The sequence below is a fragment of the Rhizobium laguerreae genome (assembly GCF_002008165.1).
Lineage (GTDB): Bacteria > Pseudomonadota > Alphaproteobacteria > Rhizobiales > Rhizobiaceae > Rhizobium > Rhizobium laguerreae.
Genome location: NZ_MRDM01000017.1, coordinates 343,887 through 361,177, shown reverse-complemented (window position 1 = coordinate 361,177; position 17,291 = coordinate 343,887). Strand labels below are relative to the sequence as shown.

15 protein-coding genes are annotated in these 17,291 nt (G+C 55.1%); 13 read left to right on the top strand and 2 right to left on the bottom strand.

Translation table 11 applies throughout. The features are described from left to right. Positions 1–118 precede the first annotated feature (118 nt). From BS630_RS25690 to BS630_RS25665, 7 genes are all read left to right on the top strand, one after another. The gene (locus tag BS630_RS25690; RefSeq protein WP_077979620.1) at positions 119–952 is read left to right on the top strand and encodes a VCBS domain-containing protein; all 834 of its coding nucleotides are present in this window, start codon (positions 119–121) and stop codon (positions 950–952) included. Positions 953–1,477: 525 nt separating this feature from the next. Beyond that, a complete protein-coding gene (locus tag BS630_RS36725; RefSeq protein WP_143529507.1) occupies positions 1,478–2,584 on the top strand; it encodes a hypothetical protein in 1,107 nt (368 codons plus the stop codon). Positions 2,585–2,823: 239 nt separating this feature from the next. After that, positions 2,824–3,918, top strand: a complete 1,095-nt coding sequence (locus BS630_RS25685) for a hypothetical protein (protein WP_077979619.1) — start codon at positions 2,824–2,826, stop codon at positions 3,916–3,918. Between the two features lie 41 nt (positions 3,919–3,959). Beyond that, positions 3,960–4,907 (top strand): site-specific integrase, encoded by a 948-nt coding sequence (locus tag BS630_RS25680; protein WP_245310490.1) that lies wholly within the window; start codon positions 3,960–3,962, stop codon positions 4,905–4,907. A gap of 59 nt (positions 4,908–4,966) precedes the next feature. Beyond that, positions 4,967–8,350 carry a type I restriction-modification system endonuclease gene (gene hsdR, locus BS630_RS25675; RefSeq protein ID WP_077979617.1) on the top strand — a complete coding sequence of 1,128 codons (3,384 nt, stop codon included), beginning with the start codon at positions 4,967–4,969 and terminating at the stop codon, positions 8,348–8,350. A gap of 391 nt (positions 8,351–8,741) precedes the next feature. Then, positions 8,742–10,208 (top strand): class I SAM-dependent DNA methyltransferase, encoded by a 1,467-nt coding sequence (locus BS630_RS25670; RefSeq protein WP_077979616.1) that lies wholly within the window; start codon positions 8,742–8,744, stop codon positions 10,206–10,208. Beyond that, entirely contained in the window at positions 10,205–11,539 is a 1,335-nt protein-coding gene (locus tag BS630_RS25665; RefSeq protein ID WP_077979615.1) for a restriction endonuclease subunit S, read from the top strand. The genes BS630_RS25670 and BS630_RS25665 overlap by 4 nt, the downstream gene beginning before the upstream one ends. A 223-nt stretch (positions 11,540–11,762) precedes the next feature. Here the strand turns inward: BS630_RS25665 and BS630_RS25660 are convergent, their stop codons facing one another. Next, positions 11,763–12,101, bottom strand: coding sequence for a helix-turn-helix domain-containing protein (locus tag BS630_RS25660; RefSeq protein ID WP_077979614.1), 339 nt, complete (start codon positions 12,099–12,101; stop codon positions 11,763–11,765). 131 nt (positions 12,102–12,232) lie between these two features. Here BS630_RS25660 and BS630_RS36720 point away from each other — a divergent pair, with 131 nt between their 5' ends. The 3 genes from BS630_RS36720 to BS630_RS25650 all read left to right on the top strand — a co-directional run bounded on the left by BS630_RS36720 (position 12,233) and on the right by BS630_RS25650 (position 14,371). Continuing rightward, complete coding sequence (locus BS630_RS36720) at positions 12,233–12,616, top strand: hypothetical protein (RefSeq protein ID WP_143529505.1); 384 nt, start codon at positions 12,233–12,235, stop codon at positions 12,614–12,616. A 196-nt stretch (positions 12,617–12,812) separates the two neighbouring features. Continuing rightward, on the top strand, positions 12,813–13,784 hold the full coding sequence (locus BS630_RS25655; RefSeq protein ID WP_077979613.1) for a hypothetical protein: 972 nt from the start codon (positions 12,813–12,815) through the stop codon (positions 13,782–13,784). Beyond that, the gene (locus BS630_RS25650; RefSeq protein ID WP_077979612.1) at positions 13,781–14,371 is read left to right on the top strand and encodes a hypothetical protein; all 591 of its coding nucleotides are present in this window, start codon (positions 13,781–13,783) and stop codon (positions 14,369–14,371) included. Before BS630_RS25655 ends, BS630_RS25650 begins: the two co-directional genes overlap by 4 nt. Before the next feature lie 29 nt (positions 14,372–14,400). Here BS630_RS25650 and BS630_RS25645 read toward each other — a convergent pair whose 3' ends face one another. Next, positions 14,401–14,733 (bottom strand): Arc family DNA-binding protein, encoded by a 333-nt coding sequence (locus tag BS630_RS25645; protein WP_077979611.1) that lies wholly within the window; start codon positions 14,731–14,733, stop codon positions 14,401–14,403. Between the two features lie 88 nt (positions 14,734–14,821). On the opposite strand from BS630_RS25645, the gene BS630_RS38735 reads away from it, so the two are divergent. From BS630_RS38735 to BS630_RS37690, 3 genes are all read left to right on the top strand, one after another. Continuing rightward, positions 14,822–14,989 carry an Arc family DNA-binding protein gene (locus tag BS630_RS38735; protein ID WP_077979610.1) on the top strand — a complete coding sequence of 56 codons (168 nt, stop codon included), beginning with the start codon at positions 14,822–14,824 and terminating at the stop codon, positions 14,987–14,989. Positions 14,990–15,146: 157 nt separating this feature from the next. Beyond that, on the top strand, positions 15,147–16,952 hold the full coding sequence (locus BS630_RS25635) for a recombinase family protein (RefSeq protein WP_077979609.1): 1,806 nt from the start codon (positions 15,147–15,149) through the stop codon (positions 16,950–16,952). 171 nt (positions 16,953–17,123) lie between these two features. Continuing rightward, positions 17,124–17,291, top strand: a complete 168-nt coding sequence (locus tag BS630_RS37690; protein WP_208623367.1) for a hypothetical protein — start codon at positions 17,124–17,126, stop codon at positions 17,289–17,291.

The window sequence follows — 17,291 nt, the reverse complement described above, 5'->3', positions numbered from 1 at the left end:
AATCGACCGGAATCTGTGACGTTGACGGGTGGAATTGCTCTGACGCTCCCTCAATTTCGGTTGCCAGACACCCTATAGGGTTGCATAGTCGAAAAGAACATCAAACGGGGGGATAGAAATGGCGAACCACAAGCCGGTTGCAGGTGACGTATACCAGCCTATTTTCAACATCGACAATCCGATCGACGGCAACATTCTGGACAATACCAGTTCCACGGATGTCGACGGAGATCAGGTACGTCTCAACTTCGTCAATGGACAGCGAATTCCGCAACCGGCCGATCCGAACGGGCCTGCCACGACCACCACAGTCGAGGGAAAATACGGCACTCTGACCGTCTATTCCAACGGTAACTACACCTATGAGCTCGATCACACCAACCCGGTGGTAGCAGCGCTCGGCCCGGGAGACCAACTGGTCGACCAGTTCAATTTCAAGATCTCGGATGGCAAAGGCGCGACCGACTTCGGCTTGCTCAACATCGCGGTCGACCTGCCGGAACGCGGCGACGTCTTCGTCAATTTCGAGGATGTCGGCAATCACGACTTCCCGACGGGCTACAAAGGCTTCGATTGGGGCGCTTGGTACGATGGTGACGACGCGACTGTGCGGGAGGAAGCGGATGGCAACCACTATCTGGGAGGAGGCGTGTTCTGGACACCCATCCAAGCCGCCGATGGCGGCAACTTTCAGATCGAGCAATTCAGTGTCGCAAACGGCACATCGGACTATGACAACGTTCTGACGATCGAAGGTAAGCTGGACGGCGATACCGTATTCTTGGTCACGGTCAACGTCACCGCCGACAGCATTCATGACCCGCAAGTGATCGATCTCAGCGCCTACGGCGAAATCGACCAACTCGTGCTCGACACCGAACCCGTCATCAACGAAACGAGCGGCCCGGATTATTACGGCGCGCAATACGACAACTTTCACTTCATCGTTTGATTGATGGGAAAAGGCGCCGCATCACCGAAATCTGTGCTCCTTCACCGACTGCGTCCTGCGGCGCCTATCTGGGTACCAATTTCTTGCGATAGCTGACGGGCCTGCATCTTGCTAGCATTGGATCGTTCGAGGGGCACGATTATGCTGGGATGGAGGACATGATGCAGCCAGTCGGGATCAGGTTAGCGGCGGTCATGTTCTCGCTCGCCGTATGGGCTATTATTATCGCTGTCGCATCCCACCTTTGGACGACGAAGATGCCTCTGTTGTTTCTGACGCTCTACAGATAGGCCTGTCCTCGCCGTTGGCGCGAATCCTGCAGATCAGGGCCGGACTGGTTTTGTCCCTCGCCGCCACGCTTGGCGCTGCGACCAATGTGCCATAGCGGCCATCGAAGCCGGCTCAAAATCGAGCCGCAAAAATCGTTAATTGTGCAATGAGGAGATGGTAGCGGAGGACCGTAACAAACGATACGGCCCCACATGGTCCTTTGAAGCTAAAGCCGCGAAATAGTGAAAAGGCCCCGTGCGACAACACGAGGCCTTTGAGGAAGAAAACCATGGCCCTGCTAATGACAAAGGAAATCCTCTCGTGAATGATTGCTATGAAACATCCGATGTTGTCAACGACACTGATGCGTACAGCATCAAAGTGTCGTGCTCATTTTCGCAAGGAATGCGACATGATATTTTTAGCGCGACCGCCTCCCAAAGCCCTGTGGACTATCGGTTTTCTCCGATGCCAGCTACGCACGATGTCGCGTTCATAAGTCAATCTAATGTCGCCTGTCACACCGCTGAGAAAGCTCCCCCACTTCCGCGCGATCACATCGCTGACTGCGACACGCTGACCAAGATGGAACTGCGCAGGCGTTATCCACAGGAGGAGAATAGTCACAGAAACATGCTTTACAGGCGAAAGACCGAAGGCGCTCTCATCCACCCCGATTTATACGAATTCAGATCGTTTCTTCGTATCTTGGGACCGAAGCCCGCGCGCGGCGTGACGGTCGAGCGTATAATCAACGATGATCGTGAATACGCACCTGCCAAAGTTTGTTGGGCTGATAAACGCACCCAGAATAGCAACAAGGGCGACAGTCACGTCTTTTTCGAAGCGGCGACTGGTCAGTCAGTAACCACGTCCCAACTTGCACGCCGTCAAGGTGTTAGTCCGGCAGCGATCCGCAAGCGGCTCGAACGAGGTTGGAAGGATAATGAGATCGTCGCAGGGAAAACACACCGCATTGCATCGGTTCCATCCGCAAGATCGAATACGGCTGGAATGGCTTCTAGCGTTCCCAAGCGCCGAGAGCTGACGTGGGCCGAGCGTGAGTTCGCTTCCACAGCTGCTACCTACCGCGAACAACGCGAAGAGGACGGCACCGAGGCCTTCCTCCCAACCTATGAGTTTTGCAAAGAATTCCGAGCAGAGTGTGGTCTTCCATACAGCGAAGCAGAGTATGAGGGATATGCAAGGCGACTTTGGCCACAGCATCGTCCTCATCTTAACTATTTCAATCCGAAACTACCGGAAAGCCAAAGGCAATTGATCGCAAAGATCGATCCAGGCTATGTGCAGCGGATAACGGCAGAACGAGCTGCAAGATCAAACCTCAAAGAGGTACTGTAGTGTTTCGAACTGTCGACGTGATTTGTCACCACCATCGGCACGACAGATGTCGCCCACAAGTTACTCATCGCGAATTTTAACGCACGTCCGTTTTCAAATAAGGGATTACGCCGTTGCTTGGCTGCGAGAATACGGGCGCTCTTTTTTCCTAGACACTTCTTGCAAATGAGGTCGACTAAGTCAGAGTACGTCGTGGGTCACCAGAAACTAATCGGCCTCCTTTTTCACAGGAGGTTAGAATGCCTACTTCATTCCAAATCCCGCCAATCGACGCCTGGACCGCCAGCTCTTTAATGCAGAAGGCTATTCGCCGTGGCGAGGTCGAATATGCTGAAGCGGCTGCGCTGGCATTTCACCGTATGCGCGGAAATTCAATCTGGCGACGACTGACGTTAATCTCATTCGAAGATATTGGGCCGGCGGACCCAAGTCTCTGCACCCTCGTTACCGAGCTCTCAATAAACATTTCCGCCAGACGACAGATTGGTAGCGATCAAGAGACAATTATATTCCTCGTGCGCAAAATGTGTGCGGCCGCGAAAAACCGCGAGGCAGACTATTTGATTTGCGCCGCAAAGCAGGCGCCATTTAATGAGCCGATCAGGTCTCTCATGGCCGGAAGATCATTAAGTGAGCGGATAGCTATCGCAATCGATCCTGATGCTCCTCTTTTGAACCGCGCGGTCGCGGCCTGGATGGCCTCGGGTATCAATGGCGGGGGTCCCGTCGTACTCTCACGTGGCGATATGTCCGGCTTGATGCAGAACTTCACTCGCGCCAGTAACACCCATGCGTTCATCAACGCCGTTGTCTATGCTTGCGCAAAGACGAGTGAGCCCATCGTTCTAATGGCGCCGCTTCTCGCTCTGGCTTCCGGCGAGCGCAGTGAAGTTGCATCCATCATTGAGGAACCGTTGCCGCCAAGCTTGATGTGTGCGGGGCTACCGAGCTGGACTTTTGACAAACACACCCGGCTCGGCAAATCGGCGATCAGGCAGTTGCTAGTTCAAGACCAACCTTTTCGGGATTGCATTGCAGATTTTGTTCCCGAATATCGTTCGCTTGAGACCGCCGCGATGGCGGCCTTCTATGCCGATGCAATTTCCGTCAAACGCAGAGCAGCTTGGAGCCTCTCATCTGAGCTGTACGCTCTTGGACTTCGCACTGACATGACCAAAATCGGCGTCCCGGAGAATGGTGTTGAGCCAATAGTCTCCGCTATGAATTGTGCGCTGGAACACCTCAACGATATTCGGCAACGCTTGCGGATCACTGCCACGTGTCGCTTCACGTGGCATGCAGAAGAGCTGGAGACAGGCCAATGCCCGAGTTAACCTTTGATAACTCTCATTATCGGAGCTCTCCCGGAAGTAAATTGGTCGACCAGATCGATCAATTGCAATTAATTGCACAAAAAGATCGATCAATTGATGTACCGACTTCCGTACGGGATTTGGTAGCCGCGAGTGTCGCGGACAATAGTCGGAGAGCATATACTGCGGACCTGCGTCGCTTCAGCTCGCACGGGGGCGCTTTGCCATCCGATAGCACCGCGGTCGCGGTCTGTCTGGCGGAACATTCAGACACACACTCCATCTCGACCTTGCGGCGCTGGATGGCGTCGCTCTCCAAGGCGCACATAGCGGCGGGATATCCTGACCCGACGAAGATGGAACCAGCGAAATCCACCCTTAGGGGCATTTGTCGAAATCGTGGAGAAGCGGTTCACAATGCAGCACCGCTCTTGCGAGATGACATCTTCGCAGTCCTTGATGAAATCGGAAGCGGTATCCGTGATGTCAGAGACCAAGCATTGCTGCTGATCGGCTTTGCAGGTGGCTTCAGGCGGAGCGAACTCGTGGGGTTAGACGTTTCCGATATCGTATTCGTTCGCCGAGGGCTCGTCATCAACCTCCGCCGCTCGAAAACCGATCAGGCGGGCATTGGACGAGAGATTGGCATTCCTTTGGGCAAAACCCGCCACTGCCCAGTTTCGGCTTTGGAGGACTGGCTAAGGGTCGCATCTATCGAAAGCGGTGCGGTCTTCCGGCCAGTGGATCGGCATAGCCACGTTGGGGCAGGTCGACTTTCGAGTGAAGCTGTGTCTGTCATCGTCAAGGAACGTGTTGCGGCAGTAGGTATCGATCCTGGGCGATATTCTGGGCATAGCCTTCGAGCTGGTTTCTGCACTTCAGCAGCACAGGCGGGTGTATCAAGTTGGAAAATCCGGCAGCAGACCGGACACGCCAGTGACGCGATGCTAGCGCGCTACATCCGTTCGGCTGAGCTCTTTGACGGGAATGCTGCTGGAGCCGTCTTATGAAAGTACGAAGCTAGTAGACATATGGATCGAAGCTGATAATCGTGCTTTTGGGGGTGAGCATGGTTCGGTCGCTGAATTTTGAGTTTCTGAAAATCCACGACAATCGCCTCACCGTTTTGGGCGGGTTCGCCGAACAATATTTCCGTGACGATCCACCCACTGCGATCTTTAAGCTTCGGCAATTCGCCGAACTGATAGCCAAATTGATTGCTGCCAAGCACGGAGCTTATCGCGACGAGCGTGAGACTTTCGAAGAGACGCTTAGACGGCTGTCGTATGATCGCATCATACCAAGAGAGGTATCCGACATCTTCCATACCCTTCGGAAGATCGGGAATTCTGCCGTTCACGAAGCTAAAGGCGGACACACTGAAGCGTTAACCGCCCTCAAGTTCGCTCGCTCGTTGGGGGTATGGTTTCACAGGACCTACGGCTGGCAACGTGATTTTCGGCCTGGAGCGTTTATTCCCCCTACCGAGCCTGAGGATGCCACCGTTGCTCTGAAGGAAGAGATCGAGATTTTACGACGCAAGGTCGCGGAGAGCGAAGATGCAGCCGCTGCTGCCCGTCGCGAAGCCGACGAACATGCACATGCTCGCGAGACGGTCGAGGAGCGGTTAGGACGAGAGGCAGAGGAACGAGTTGTTTGGGAACAACTGGCCCAGGAGACAGAGGCCGAAAGGGCAAGTATCGCCGCTAAGTTGGCCAGCCTTCAGGCTGAGGCTGAAGCCGCACCTCGCATGGCATTCGTAGAATTCCTCGAGCGCGGGGAGGAAGCCGCCGCCAAGCTTGATTTAGACGAAGCTGAGACCCGCACCCTGATAGACCAACAGTTGCGCGACAACGACTGGGAGGCTGATACCAAGACTTTCCGCTACAGTGTGGGCAGTCGACCTGCGAGGGGCCGCAACATGGCGATCGCAGAGTGGCCCACAGGCAATGGTCCTGCCGATTACGCACTCTTCATCGGCACTACCCTGGTTGGCGTGGTTGAAGCGAAACGTAAGCGTAAGAACATCTCCGCAGCCATTGACCAGGCGCAGCGATACTCTGTCGGTATCAGGGATAGTGTCGACTTCGTATCTGCGGGCGGACCGTGGGACGAGCACCGTGTCCCATTCGTCTTCGCCGCGAATGGTCGGTCCTACCTCAGGCAGATCGAGACCGAGAGTGGTATCTGGTTCCGCGACACACGCCGCAGTGCTAACCATCGTCGCGCTCTAGTCAACTGGCCGACGCCGCAGGGATTGAGCGGGCTTTTGGAGGTCGATCAGGATGCCGCAGACGCCGCGTTGAAAGCCCAACCGTTCCAGTTCGGATTTCCGCTCCGCCCATATCAGGAAGCCGCCATCCGAACTGTTGAGACCGCACTGTCGCACGAGCAGCGGTCGATGCTAGTGGCCATGGCGACCGGCACCGGCAAAACCAAGCTCGCGATCGCGCTGCTCTACCGCTTGCTGTCTGCTAAACGCTTCCGTCGCATCTGCTTCGTCGTGGATCGCTCCGCCCTTGGACACCAGACTGAGGGCGAGTTCTCGACCACTAAGGTTGTGTCCGGTAAGACTTTTGCTGAGATTTTTGGGCTGAAAGGGTTGGGCGACGTGTCGCCTGATGTCGAGACAAAGGTCCACATCTGCACTATACAGGGGCTCGTGAAGCGGGTGCTCTATGCCGCTGATGCCTCCGAGACACCGCCCGTCGATCAGTATGACCTAATAGTGATAGACGAGTGCCATCGCGGCTACTTGCTCGATCGTGAGATGTCTGATCAGGAGATGAGCTTTCGGGGGCAAGAGGACTATATCTCGAAATACCGACGCGTCCTGGACTACTTTGACGCAGTGAAGATCGGCTTGACGGCTACGCCGGCACTGCACACGACCGAAATCTTCGGTGATCCGATCTTTCGCTACTCTTATCGGGAGGCCGTGATCGACGGCTTCTTAATCGACCACGAACCGCCGATCAGGATCGAGACCGCGTTGGCGCGCGCGGGGATAAAGTTCGAAAAGGACGCGCAACTTAATCTTCTGAACACGCAGACCGGCGAGATCGACCTTGCCTATGCTCCCGATGAAATCCGCTTCGAAGTCGAGCAGTTCAATAAGCAGGTTATCACGCCGCAGTTCAATCGGGTGGTTGCTGAGGAGCTCGCGAAACACATCGACCCGGCTTTACCCGGCAAGACCTTGGTCTTCGCCGCCACTGACGCGCATGCCGACATTGTGGTCAGTGCGATCAAGAAAGCATTCGCCCAAGCTTATGGTGAGATCGACGACGACGCTGTGCGGAAGATAACCGGCAGCGTCGACAAGGTGCAAAATCTGATCCGCTCTTTCCGCAATGACTCCAACCCCAAGATCGCTGTGACTGTTGATCTACTCACCACCGGCATTGATGTGCCGAAGATCACAAATCTCGTGTTCTTACGCAGGATCAATAGCCGCATCCTCTACGAACAAATGATCGGGCGGGCGACCCGTAAGTGCGACGAGATCGGCAAAGAAGTCTTTCGTATCTTCGATGCCGTTGATCTTTACCCGCATCTTCAGAACCTAACCGAGATGAGGCCGGTCGTGGTCAATCCGTCGATCAGCTTTGAGCAGCTTGTCGCCGAGATGATCGGAGCATCCGAAAACGCCCTGCGTGAGACAATCCGAGAGCAGATCGCGGTGAAACTGCGCCGCCGAATGAAAAAGCTGCCCGATGACGCGCGGCAGAGGTTTGAGGCCGTGGCAGGGGAGACACCCGAGGCGATGCTACACCGCCTGCTGTCGGGGGATGCGTCCGATCTCGCCGACTGGCTGAGGGATCGGACAGCTCTTGGTTCGATCCTCGACTGGCAAGCGGATGGTGACAATCCTCGATACATCCCGATCGCTCATCATTCTGATGAGGTCCTCGCTGTCAGCCGTGGCTACGGCGATGCCGATAAACCCGAGGACTTCCTTGACAGCTTCTCCGCCTTCGTGCGCGACAATATCAACCATATCGCTGCGCTGAAAATTGTAGTTCAGCGTCCACGTGATTTGACGCGAGCCGATCTGAAGGAACTTCGCCTGGCGCTCGACCGTAAGGGCTACTCCGAGGCGAACCTGCGGCGCGCGTGGGCGGACGCGAAGAATGAGGAGATCGCGGCCTCCATTATCGGCTTTGTGCGGCAGGCAGCCATCGGCGATCCTCTTGTGCCTTACGAGGATCGTGTCCGAAAAGCGATGCGCTCGATCTTGGTCAGCCGCCAGTGGTCCGAGCCGCAAAAGCGGTGGCTCAGGCGCATTGGCGACCAGGTCGAGAAAGAGGTGATCGTTGATCGTGACGCCATCGACAAGGAACCGTTCATCGCGGATGGGGGCTTCGACCGACTTAACAAAGTTTTCGGAGGTGAACTTGAGACCATTTTAAGCGGTATTAATGATGAGATGTGGCGGCAGCAGGCCTCTTGATGCGACATCAACAGCAAATCAACCGATCCACTGGTTGCGGCGTTGCGTGCATCGCGATGCTTGCAGGAGTGACTCAGGAGTACGCGGCCCAGGTCATGTTCGGCGACAACAGACGAAATCTCCGCTCACACTGGCCCGATCTGCGTAGAGCCTTGAAGGAACTTTCAATCCTGCATGCTGACCGTCCACTGAGAAAAACTCGTTGGGATGCCATTGACAAGATTTCGTTAGTCGCGTGTGGGCTAAGGCTAAAACCTGATGGGACACGCGAGTGGCATTGGGTTATTTTCGACCCAAAAAATGGGTTGGTTTATGACCCATTTCGCAATCATCCAATCTCTTTCAAATCCTTGAGGCGTAGGCCTTTCTCGTACCTGCCTGTGGAACCAAAATGACCAACACCATCGACATCGTGGCTAAGCTGTGGAGCCTGTGCAACGTGCTCCGCGACGACGGGGTTACGTACAATGAGTACGTCACGGAAATTACCTATCTCCTCTTCCTAAAGATGCTGGAGGAGACGGGGCGTGAAAATCGCCTGCCGGACGGTTATCGCTGGGGCACCCTTACCAAGAAGGAGGGAATGGAACAGCTCGACCACTACAAGGCGCTACTCCTTGATCTTGGTAAGGCAAAGGACGGTCTTGTCGCGGCAATTTTCACGGATGCACAAACCCGGCTTCGCAAGCCGACAAATCTGAAAGCACTTACTTCGAATATCGACTCGCTCGACTGGTTTTCCGCCCGCGAGGAAGGGTTGGGCAAGATGTACGAAGGACTGTTGGAGAAGAACGCGGCTGATAAAAAGTCTGGCGCTGGCCAGTATTTCACGCCGCGACCATTGATCGACTCCATCGTGCGTCTCATGCAGCCGCAGGCGGGTGAGATAATTCAGGACCCGGCAGCGGGTACGGCTGGCTTCCTCGTGGCGGCTGATCGATACATTAAGGATCACACCGACGATCTCTACAAGTTACCGGAGGCAAAAGCTTACTTTCAACGCCACAATGCATTTGCTGGAGCCGAGCTTGTTCCGGATACGCACCGGCTCTGCATGATGAACCTTCTGCTGCATGGCATAGAGGGTGGCGTTGAGCTGATCGACACGCTCTCGCCCGACGGCGAGGCTCTGCCCAAGGCCGATCTGATCCTGACAAACCCGCCCTTCGGCTCCAAAAAAGGTGGTGGACGCCCGACCCGCTCAGACTTCTCCATAACGGCGGACTCGTCGAACAAGCAGTTCGCCTTTGTCGAGCACATCGTTCGCGCCCTGAAGCCGGGAAGCCGCGCCGCCGTAGTCGTGCCCGACAACGTTCTATTCGAGGACAATACGGGCCGCCGCCTGCGCACGTGGCTGATGGACCTAACCAATCTCCATACGATCCTTCGCCTTCCTACCGGCATCTTCTATGCGCAGGGCGTTAAAACCAACGTACTGTTCTTTCACCGTGGCAAGACCGACAAGGCGAACACGAGCGCAGTGTGGGTCTATGACATGCGGGCCAACATGCCCGCGTTCGGCAAGACCCGGCCATTGGCTGTCGCTGACTTTGCAGATTTCGAGACCGCCTATGGCTCCGATCCAAATGGCGGGGCTGAGCGGATGCCACAGGGCAATGACGGGCGCTGGAAGATGTTCAGCCGCGAGGCCATCACCGCCCGCAATGACAACCTCGACCTAGCATGGCTGCGCGACACCGAGGCTGAGGCCGAGGAGGCCCTTACTGAGCCTGAGGACATCGCCGCCGCTATCATCGGCCACCTCAAGGCTGCATTGGAAGAGATCGAGGCGCTGGCGGAAGAGATCGAACCGGACAGTGTCGAGGAAGCCGCCGTAGTCGCGGAGGCCGCGGAATGAGTGAGTTACCGAGCAATTGGAGTTCGTCCAGCCTGGGTGATGTTTCGAATAGCATTACGTATGGCTTTACAACGGCGTCTACGATGGGCGGCACGCGACCGAAACTGTTGCGTATAACCGACATCCAGAATGGAGAGGTAAACTGGGATACCGTCCCGCGGTGCACAGATGCGCCGGACGACCGCGCGCTCCTTGATGCTGGTGACATCGTAATTGCTCGCACAGGCGCAACAACTGGCAAGAGCTTCCTGATCGGCACTGTTCCGGAAAAGGCAGTTTTTGCTTCTTACCTTATTCGCGTTCGCTTGGGTAAGCAGGTTGACCCTCGATATGCGTGGGCGTTCATGCAATCGAATGAGTACTGGTCACAGATACAAACCGTATCGAAAGGGACGGCGCAGCCCGGCGCTAACGCGTCCATCCTATCAGAACTTAGCCTGCCTGTTCCTCCATTCCCCGAACAGCGGCGGATCGTAGCGAAGATCGACAGCCTCACCAGCAAAACCAAGCGTGCGCGAGATCACCTCGACCACATCCCCCGTCTCGTTGAGAAATACAAGGAGTCCGTTCTGGCCGCGGCGTTCCGGGGTGATCTCACGCGGGCGTGGCGTGAAGAAAACGCGGCAGCCGCGTGGCAAAGCACCACTCTCGGCATGGTCGTGAACATCGCCAGCGGACAAACGCCGAAAGGGATCGAGGAGCGGTTGTCGCCGAATGGCGAGATACCATGGTTCAAGGTATCGAGCATGAACGAGCCCGACAATCTTACCGGCCTTCGTACCTCCCAATTCAGGTTGTCACGGGAGGATGCGGGCGCGCTCGGCCTACGAATAGTCGCTGCAGGTTCGATTACCTTTCCCAAGAGGGGTGGTGCCATAGCCACCAACAAGAAGCGTAGATTGTTGGCGGACGGTGCTCTCGATCTAAATCTCATGGTGTTGACTGCAACGATTATCTCCGCAGACTTTTTATGGTGGTGGATGCAAAAGCTAGACTTGGCTTCAATCAGCAATGGTTCCAATGTCCCGCAGATTAACAATGGTGACATCGCGCCGCTTCCCATCGAGGTCCCGTCGCCGTCAGAACAAGCAGAAATTGCTAAGCGCCTCGGCACTGCATTTTCGTGGATCGACAGCCTCGCTTCCGAGGCGACCAGCGCTCGCACGCTCGTCGACCGGCTCGATCAAGCTGTTCTCGCCAAAGCATTCCGAGGCGAACTTGTGCCGCAAGACCCCGACGACGAGCCGGCCAGCGAGTTGCTGGAACGGACCAAGGCCGAATGCAGAGCCGCGCCGAAGGCCAAACGCGGGAAGAAAGCCAAGTCGGCATGAAGGTTTTCATCACCAACTTCGGGCGCGAAACAGCGATTTCACGGAGCGGCTTTGAAGCAGGCCAATATCGTTGTCGTTAACGACAATGTGCTGCTGAATTTTTCAATAAAGCAGATTGGCGCCACTTAACTTTCGTCCGACGGCGATTAGAGCGTCGGCGTTTTCTCGACGGCTGTGGATTAGGCTCAGGCATCCAAACCATGAGCCTCCGCAGATGCGAACTTTAACCTCGCCCTCTTGGTCTGAGCGCAACATCAAGAAGCGCCTTGACCCAGGCAATATCCTCATCGGATAGAGCAGAAAGGCGAGCAACGAGATCGCCGAGGCTTTCACTGAACCTACCATCGTCTATGTCTATTTTGAAAAGCGCCGCAGGCTCTACAGAGAATGCGCTGGAGAGCTGCTCGATGGTCGTGAAGCTCGCTCCACTGGAGCCACCCTCGATTTTTGCAATCATATCAAGCGATAGCCCGCTACGCTCAGCCAAGGCCTCCTGGGTTAAATTTTGGCGCCGTCTATACGCCCTAACACAGAGCCCGAATGTTTTACGCAAATCGCTCATGCAGCCTCCGTGATGGAGTTAGCCTGAACGCAGGAAAAACAGTGATGGAATGAAATTACATGTTTGCAATTAATTGCAATTGCAAGGCGTCAAGCTATAGCTACTGAACAGACCAAATTTTTGGGGATCACATGGCTGAAGGCGCTGCGAAACCGGGATGCCGTTCCTACGTCGTCGGCGGCACGGCAATTTTGTTCGTTTTGACAATTTTATCTTTTTGCGTACAGCCAAGCGCCGAGGAGCAAAGGGAAAGGAAGCAGGCGGGATTTCATTGCCTTGATTATTATTACGGTGCGCTTCCTGCGCTGGAAGATGCCGTTAAAGAGACACTTCGAGAACCTGATCGTTTTGAGCATGTCTCAACTAGAGTCACGCCCGTCGCGGCGGACGGTACACACAGCATCGTTATGAGCTATCGAGCGCGAAATGGTTTTGGCGGCGTCAATGTTGAGGAGGTGATCGGGCGATATTCTAACTCCGATTGTGCTCTTCTATCGTGGGCGCCGAGACATTAATCGAACAGACGTCTGGTGGTGGTAAGCAAAACTACCGTCGAACAGTCTGTTCAGCGGATGGCGGATTACCAACGACATGCGCGGCAAGGGTCTCCGTCGCGAGCGTCAAAAATGATCGGTGTCTTTCTAACGGGCAGGCTACCGCCCTGTTCTATTAGCGTTTATGAGTGGTTGAGTTCATTCATCGGGGCAATACATGGCAGTTGTAAAGGACGCGCGTGACCTTCTCTTCTATGATCTTACCGTGCAGCGCCGCGCGCAGCAGGCACCATACCCGGACTTGATTGACCTGGCCTTCTACTGGCTGAAGGCGGCCCAGAACAAAAAAACTCCATCAAAGAAGTTCAACAAGGGGTCCATTACCGCGATTTTGAAGGAAGTTCACTTAGACGCAGCGAATGATATTATGACGCTTCTCTTGGAGATGTCTGATCGAAACGCGCCGGATACGACCTACCTGGATCATGAAGTGAGGACGTCGCGTCATATTGCAAAGGGTGAAAAAGAAGGGAGCGGAGCATCTGCTCACGTCTTCATTTCGACTAAGCAACAAAGGGATTTTCCCAACACATATCTTACGCTGATCGAGGCTATTCCCGCAGTTCCGGTTCAAAAGATACAGGCGACACTAAACACCATAATCAGGCAGGCTTGTGATGCGGACCCGAAAGCCTTCACTTATCAAAAACCGGGAGGCATCAATAAGGACATCACCTATCAGCCGCATATTGCTTTGGGAGGGTATCCCTCGGACCGGCTTATCGAGGACTTGGAGCATGGCAAAATTCTCGGCATGAAGTTGGTTTCACCCACTGTAAAGGAACCGTTAGGACAGAGCCCATTCCTCAAACTTGAAGAGTATTCGGTGAAGGTGCGCGTTTCTAAGGATTTACCCGAGGGACAACGCTGGGGGACGCTCCTCGGTGAAGCGAGAATGAACAAGACTGACTATCCTACTGCACGTATCTACGTGCAGCCTGAAAAAGACGGTAAGTCATTCAGCGTGGACGTTGACGCGGAGACTGGCAATATCATCGGGCAAGCTTATGTGAAAACGAGGCGGGTCGGGAACATTGATCCCCCTATCTCAAATGCTTCCCCCGACGATATCGTGCCGCAGCTTCAATCACGGGCAGTTGAAATCCTTCTGAAGGAGCGCTCGGTGTGACTTCAGCATATCAGTTCTTGCGGCCGTTTGCGTTTCTGGCCGTTAAAGGACCGACCCTTGATCTATTTCGTTGGACGCTTCCGCTTGCGACCACAGTTGCGGTCTGCGCGGTGTATGCATGGCTTCCGATAAAACTTGAACTTGTCGGTGACAAGTCGGCCTCAGACTATTTAATTCCGTTTTTCTCAAGCCTCCCGGGGTTCTTCATCGCCGCGTTGGCGGCTGTCGTTGCGTTCGCGGGCGGCGACTTAGACAAGGCAGTGCCAGGCGTTAAGGTAAGCATCACGGTGAATGGAGATACTGCGGACAACGAGATTTCGCTCCGTGTTTTCCTTTCATATTTGTTTGCCTACCTCACCATGGTTTCATTTTTGGGGTTCTTTTTCTGCGTGGGCGGGTCTCTCCTGGCTGGAAATGCAGTCGCCGTGATGAACGCCGTCTCCGAGCCCGAGACTGCCGCCCGGGCTACGTGGTGGCTAAAATGCAGTTTCCTTGCCGGGATGACCTTCTTCGCGTCATCGATTGTGTTTTGTACGGTTCAGGGCCTTTATTTCTTAGCAGAACGCGTGCACCAAAAGCTGCTCTAAGCGCTGCATCGCTCACTGCCACAGATTGGTCACTCCTCGTGGTTCTCTAACGCGGCGACCCTAAGCGAAAGCTCCTTGTAGCTGTCATTCGTTGCCACAATATCGTACTCAAGCTTGCGAAGGCGCATAGCGTGAGCGCTTCGCTCACTTTCCGCCGACCGAAGCTCAGTCCGCAGGCGTTCGATTTCATGAAGAGCTGCGCTCTGGTTATCCTCGGACGCCTCAGGCTGCCTCACGCTCGCCGCCAATCGCGCGACAATCTCAGCATTCATCGAGCGACGGTTTTCAACTGCAAGCAATTGAATTTGCACCTTTAGCGCCTCTGGCAGTCGTATTCGAAGGGGGGGATCGGTTCTAGACATGCGCGATAATGGTCCACCGTGGGGTTGACTTCAAGGAGTTACGCAGCAATATCCACATGGTCCACCGTGGGCATACAGTGAGGCGCAAATGAGTTTCGATACCGTAGATTTGATGAGAGTTAGAATTCCAACCACACTCAAGACGAAGCTAAGGGAAGCGGCCAGTGCAAATGATCGATCTATGAATGCTGAGCTACTTCAAATCCTAAAAGCCCACTTCGTGTGCCACCAATCTGAGAGAACGGGAAATCCATAGGGTCGTCACTGCGCGAGACAAGTGAAGCGACGCAAGTAACCTACTGCGATATCTCCCATTCCGTCCTGGCAGTTGCACGCTCTTAGGCATTAGGCGGCGAACCTGAAAGGGCCAGATAGCGGGATCGAGAACAGGCCAAACTTTGGGGACGTCATCCATGACCCACGGACCGCGAGCAGCCATCTACGGCCGCTTTTCCACAGACTTACAAAATGAACGGTCGACCCAGGACCAAACCGACCTCTGTGATGCGTTCGCTAAGCGCGAAGGATATCATGTGGTGGCGCGTTATGCGGACAAGGCCAAGTCCGGAGCTTCGCTGCATGGGCGCGATGGTATTCAGAGGCTACTGGGCGACGCACAAGCCGGTTTGTTCCAGATAATCATAGTTGAGGCTCTGGATCGCCTTTCCCGCGACATGCACGACTTAGCTGGAATGTACAAGCGGCTTCAGTTTATCGGCTGCAAAATCATCGAAGTTCATGGGGGTGAGGCAAGTACCATGACCGTTGGAATGCGTGGCCTATTCGCTCAGCTATTCCGTGAGGACAACGTTCATAAAGTCCGGCGCGGAATGAGTGGCCTTCTCAAACAAGGCCTTTCAGCGGGCGGAAAGGCGTTCGCATATCAACCCGACCCATCAAATCCTGGCAAACCTCGCATTGTTGAAAGCGAGGCGGAGATCGTGAGGCGAATTTTCACTGAATACGAACGGGGACGATCACCAAAATCCATTTGCAAGATGCTCAATGGGGAGGGCGTAAAGCCGCCGAGGGGGAAGCTTTGGACACCCTCTGCACTCATCGGAGCGGAGGAGCGCGGTTCCGGCATCCTCCGCAATTCTCAGTATGTCGGACGGATCGTGTGGAATAAGAACCAAATGGTGAAGGACCCCGACACGGGCAAACGTGTGAGTCGGGCCAACCCCGCTAATGAACGGCAAGCCGCCGATGCTCCTGAACTTCGTATCATCTCGGATGAGCTTTTCAGGGCAGTGCAGGCGCAGTTGACCGAACGGGCGCACAAACGCCGTCCTGACAACATGGTCGCCCAACGCCGCCCAAAGAGATTGCTTTCCGGTCTCATCAAGTGCAAGGCGTGTGGCGCAGGCATGTCGGTTTCCGGCGTGGACAAGTCAAACCGGACTAGACTGCGATGCTCCGCTCATACGAACAGCGGCGCCTGCCCTAACCCAAAGACCTTCTATCTTGAGGAAGTGGAGGCTTTAGTTATCGACAGCCTCACCCGCGAGCTTGCCTCCCCCGCTCAAATCCAAGCCTATGCCAAAGCCCACATGGAACAACGCCAGGCCGAAGCCGCGCATGAAGGCCGTCGCCAGACGCAGATCAAAGCGCGTCTCGCGGACATTCAGAAGAAAAATGGACGCCTGCTGGAGTTAATCCTCAACGATGTCGGTGACGCTGCGACGCTTTCAGCCAAGATGAAGGAACAAGGAGAGGAACGGGACCGGCTCGAAGAAGAGTTGACCTCCCTACCCCCGGAAAGGCGGATTATCGTCAATCCCGCTAGCATTGCTAGCTTTGCGGAACGTCTCAGCGCTTATAGGCCGAAGCTGGAGATGGCGCTTTACATGCTGGACGAAATGGGAGAGCTGCCCCGGATCGTGCGAGAGCTTATAAAATCTATCAGCGTCACCCGCGATGAGGATGGCAAGCTCTCTCTAGCAGTTACCAGCTGGCTTAAACCATTTCTTGCCGAGGAAGGTGCCCCCGTGAAGGCCTCTCGCGGCTGGGGGGTTGTAACGTTGGTAGCGGAGGACCGTCGTGGTCTTTATCGCCGACTGGATTCGCCAGGTTTGATCGATTTCGGAAACTGGCAGGTCTCACTTCGCGACGCAATCCTTGAATACCTTAGCGGTGATCCCCGCCAGCCCAAGCCTGATAATGATCTAGTTCGTGAGATCAGACCGTCGAAAGCGACAGGGCATCCCCGAGACCTATAACGGCTTTCCATGCCATTCCTTTCCGCAGACTGAGCAACACATATCCCATGAGATGCTCAAGGAGGATTGGCATGAGCAAGGTTTCGCAACGTAGCAGGACCTCGGTCCTGGATACTCAAAACTTGCCGACGGTCACGCACCGACGGGACAAGCCGATCACGGCGAAACGCATTGAGCGGGCGCTTGATAGACTCGCTGAGAGGTCAAAAGTGTCTGCCGATCTATAAGCGCCTTGAAGCCGAACTCGCGACATATCGCGCGCTGGAAAGGGACATGGCCGCCGTTCGCGAGCGCAAAAAGATCAAAGGCGCAGCGAGCGTGCCGCAATTCTTCTGGTGA

Bases quoted from the DNA above. Each gene is read 5' to 3' on its own strand.
- BS630_RS25655 (WP_077979613.1), top strand. From the start codon at position 12,813: ATGGCAGTTGTAAAGGACGCGCGTGACCTTCTCTTCTATGATCTTACC.
- BS630_RS25660 (WP_077979614.1), bottom strand. From the start codon at position 12,101: ATGAGCGATTTGCGTAAAACATTCGGGCTCTGTGTTAGGGCGTATAGA.
- BS630_RS25685 (WP_077979619.1), top strand. From the start codon at position 2,824: ATGCCTACTTCATTCCAAATCCCGCCAATCGACGCCTGGACCGCCAGC.
- BS630_RS38735 (WP_077979610.1), top strand. From the start codon at position 14,822: ATGAGTTTCGATACCGTAGATTTGATGAGAGTTAGAATTCCAACCACA.
- BS630_RS25645 (WP_077979611.1), bottom strand. From the start codon at position 14,733: ATGTCTAGAACCGATCCCCCCCTTCGAATACGACTGCCAGAGGCGCTA.
- BS630_RS25690 (WP_077979620.1), top strand. From the start codon at position 119: ATGGCGAACCACAAGCCGGTTGCAGGTGACGTATACCAGCCTATTTTC.
- BS630_RS25635 (WP_077979609.1), top strand. From the start codon at position 15,147: ATGACCCACGGACCGCGAGCAGCCATCTACGGCCGCTTTTCCACAGAC.
- BS630_RS36720 (WP_143529505.1), top strand. From the start codon at position 12,233: ATGGCTGAAGGCGCTGCGAAACCGGGATGCCGTTCCTACGTCGTCGGC.
- BS630_RS25665 (WP_077979615.1), top strand. From the start codon at position 10,205: ATGAGTGAGTTACCGAGCAATTGGAGTTCGTCCAGCCTGGGTGATGTT.
- hsdR (WP_077979617.1), top strand. From the start codon at position 4,967: ATGGTTCGGTCGCTGAATTTTGAGTTTCTGAAAATCCACGACAATCGC.
- BS630_RS25670 (WP_077979616.1), top strand. From the start codon at position 8,742: ATGACCAACACCATCGACATCGTGGCTAAGCTGTGGAGCCTGTGCAAC.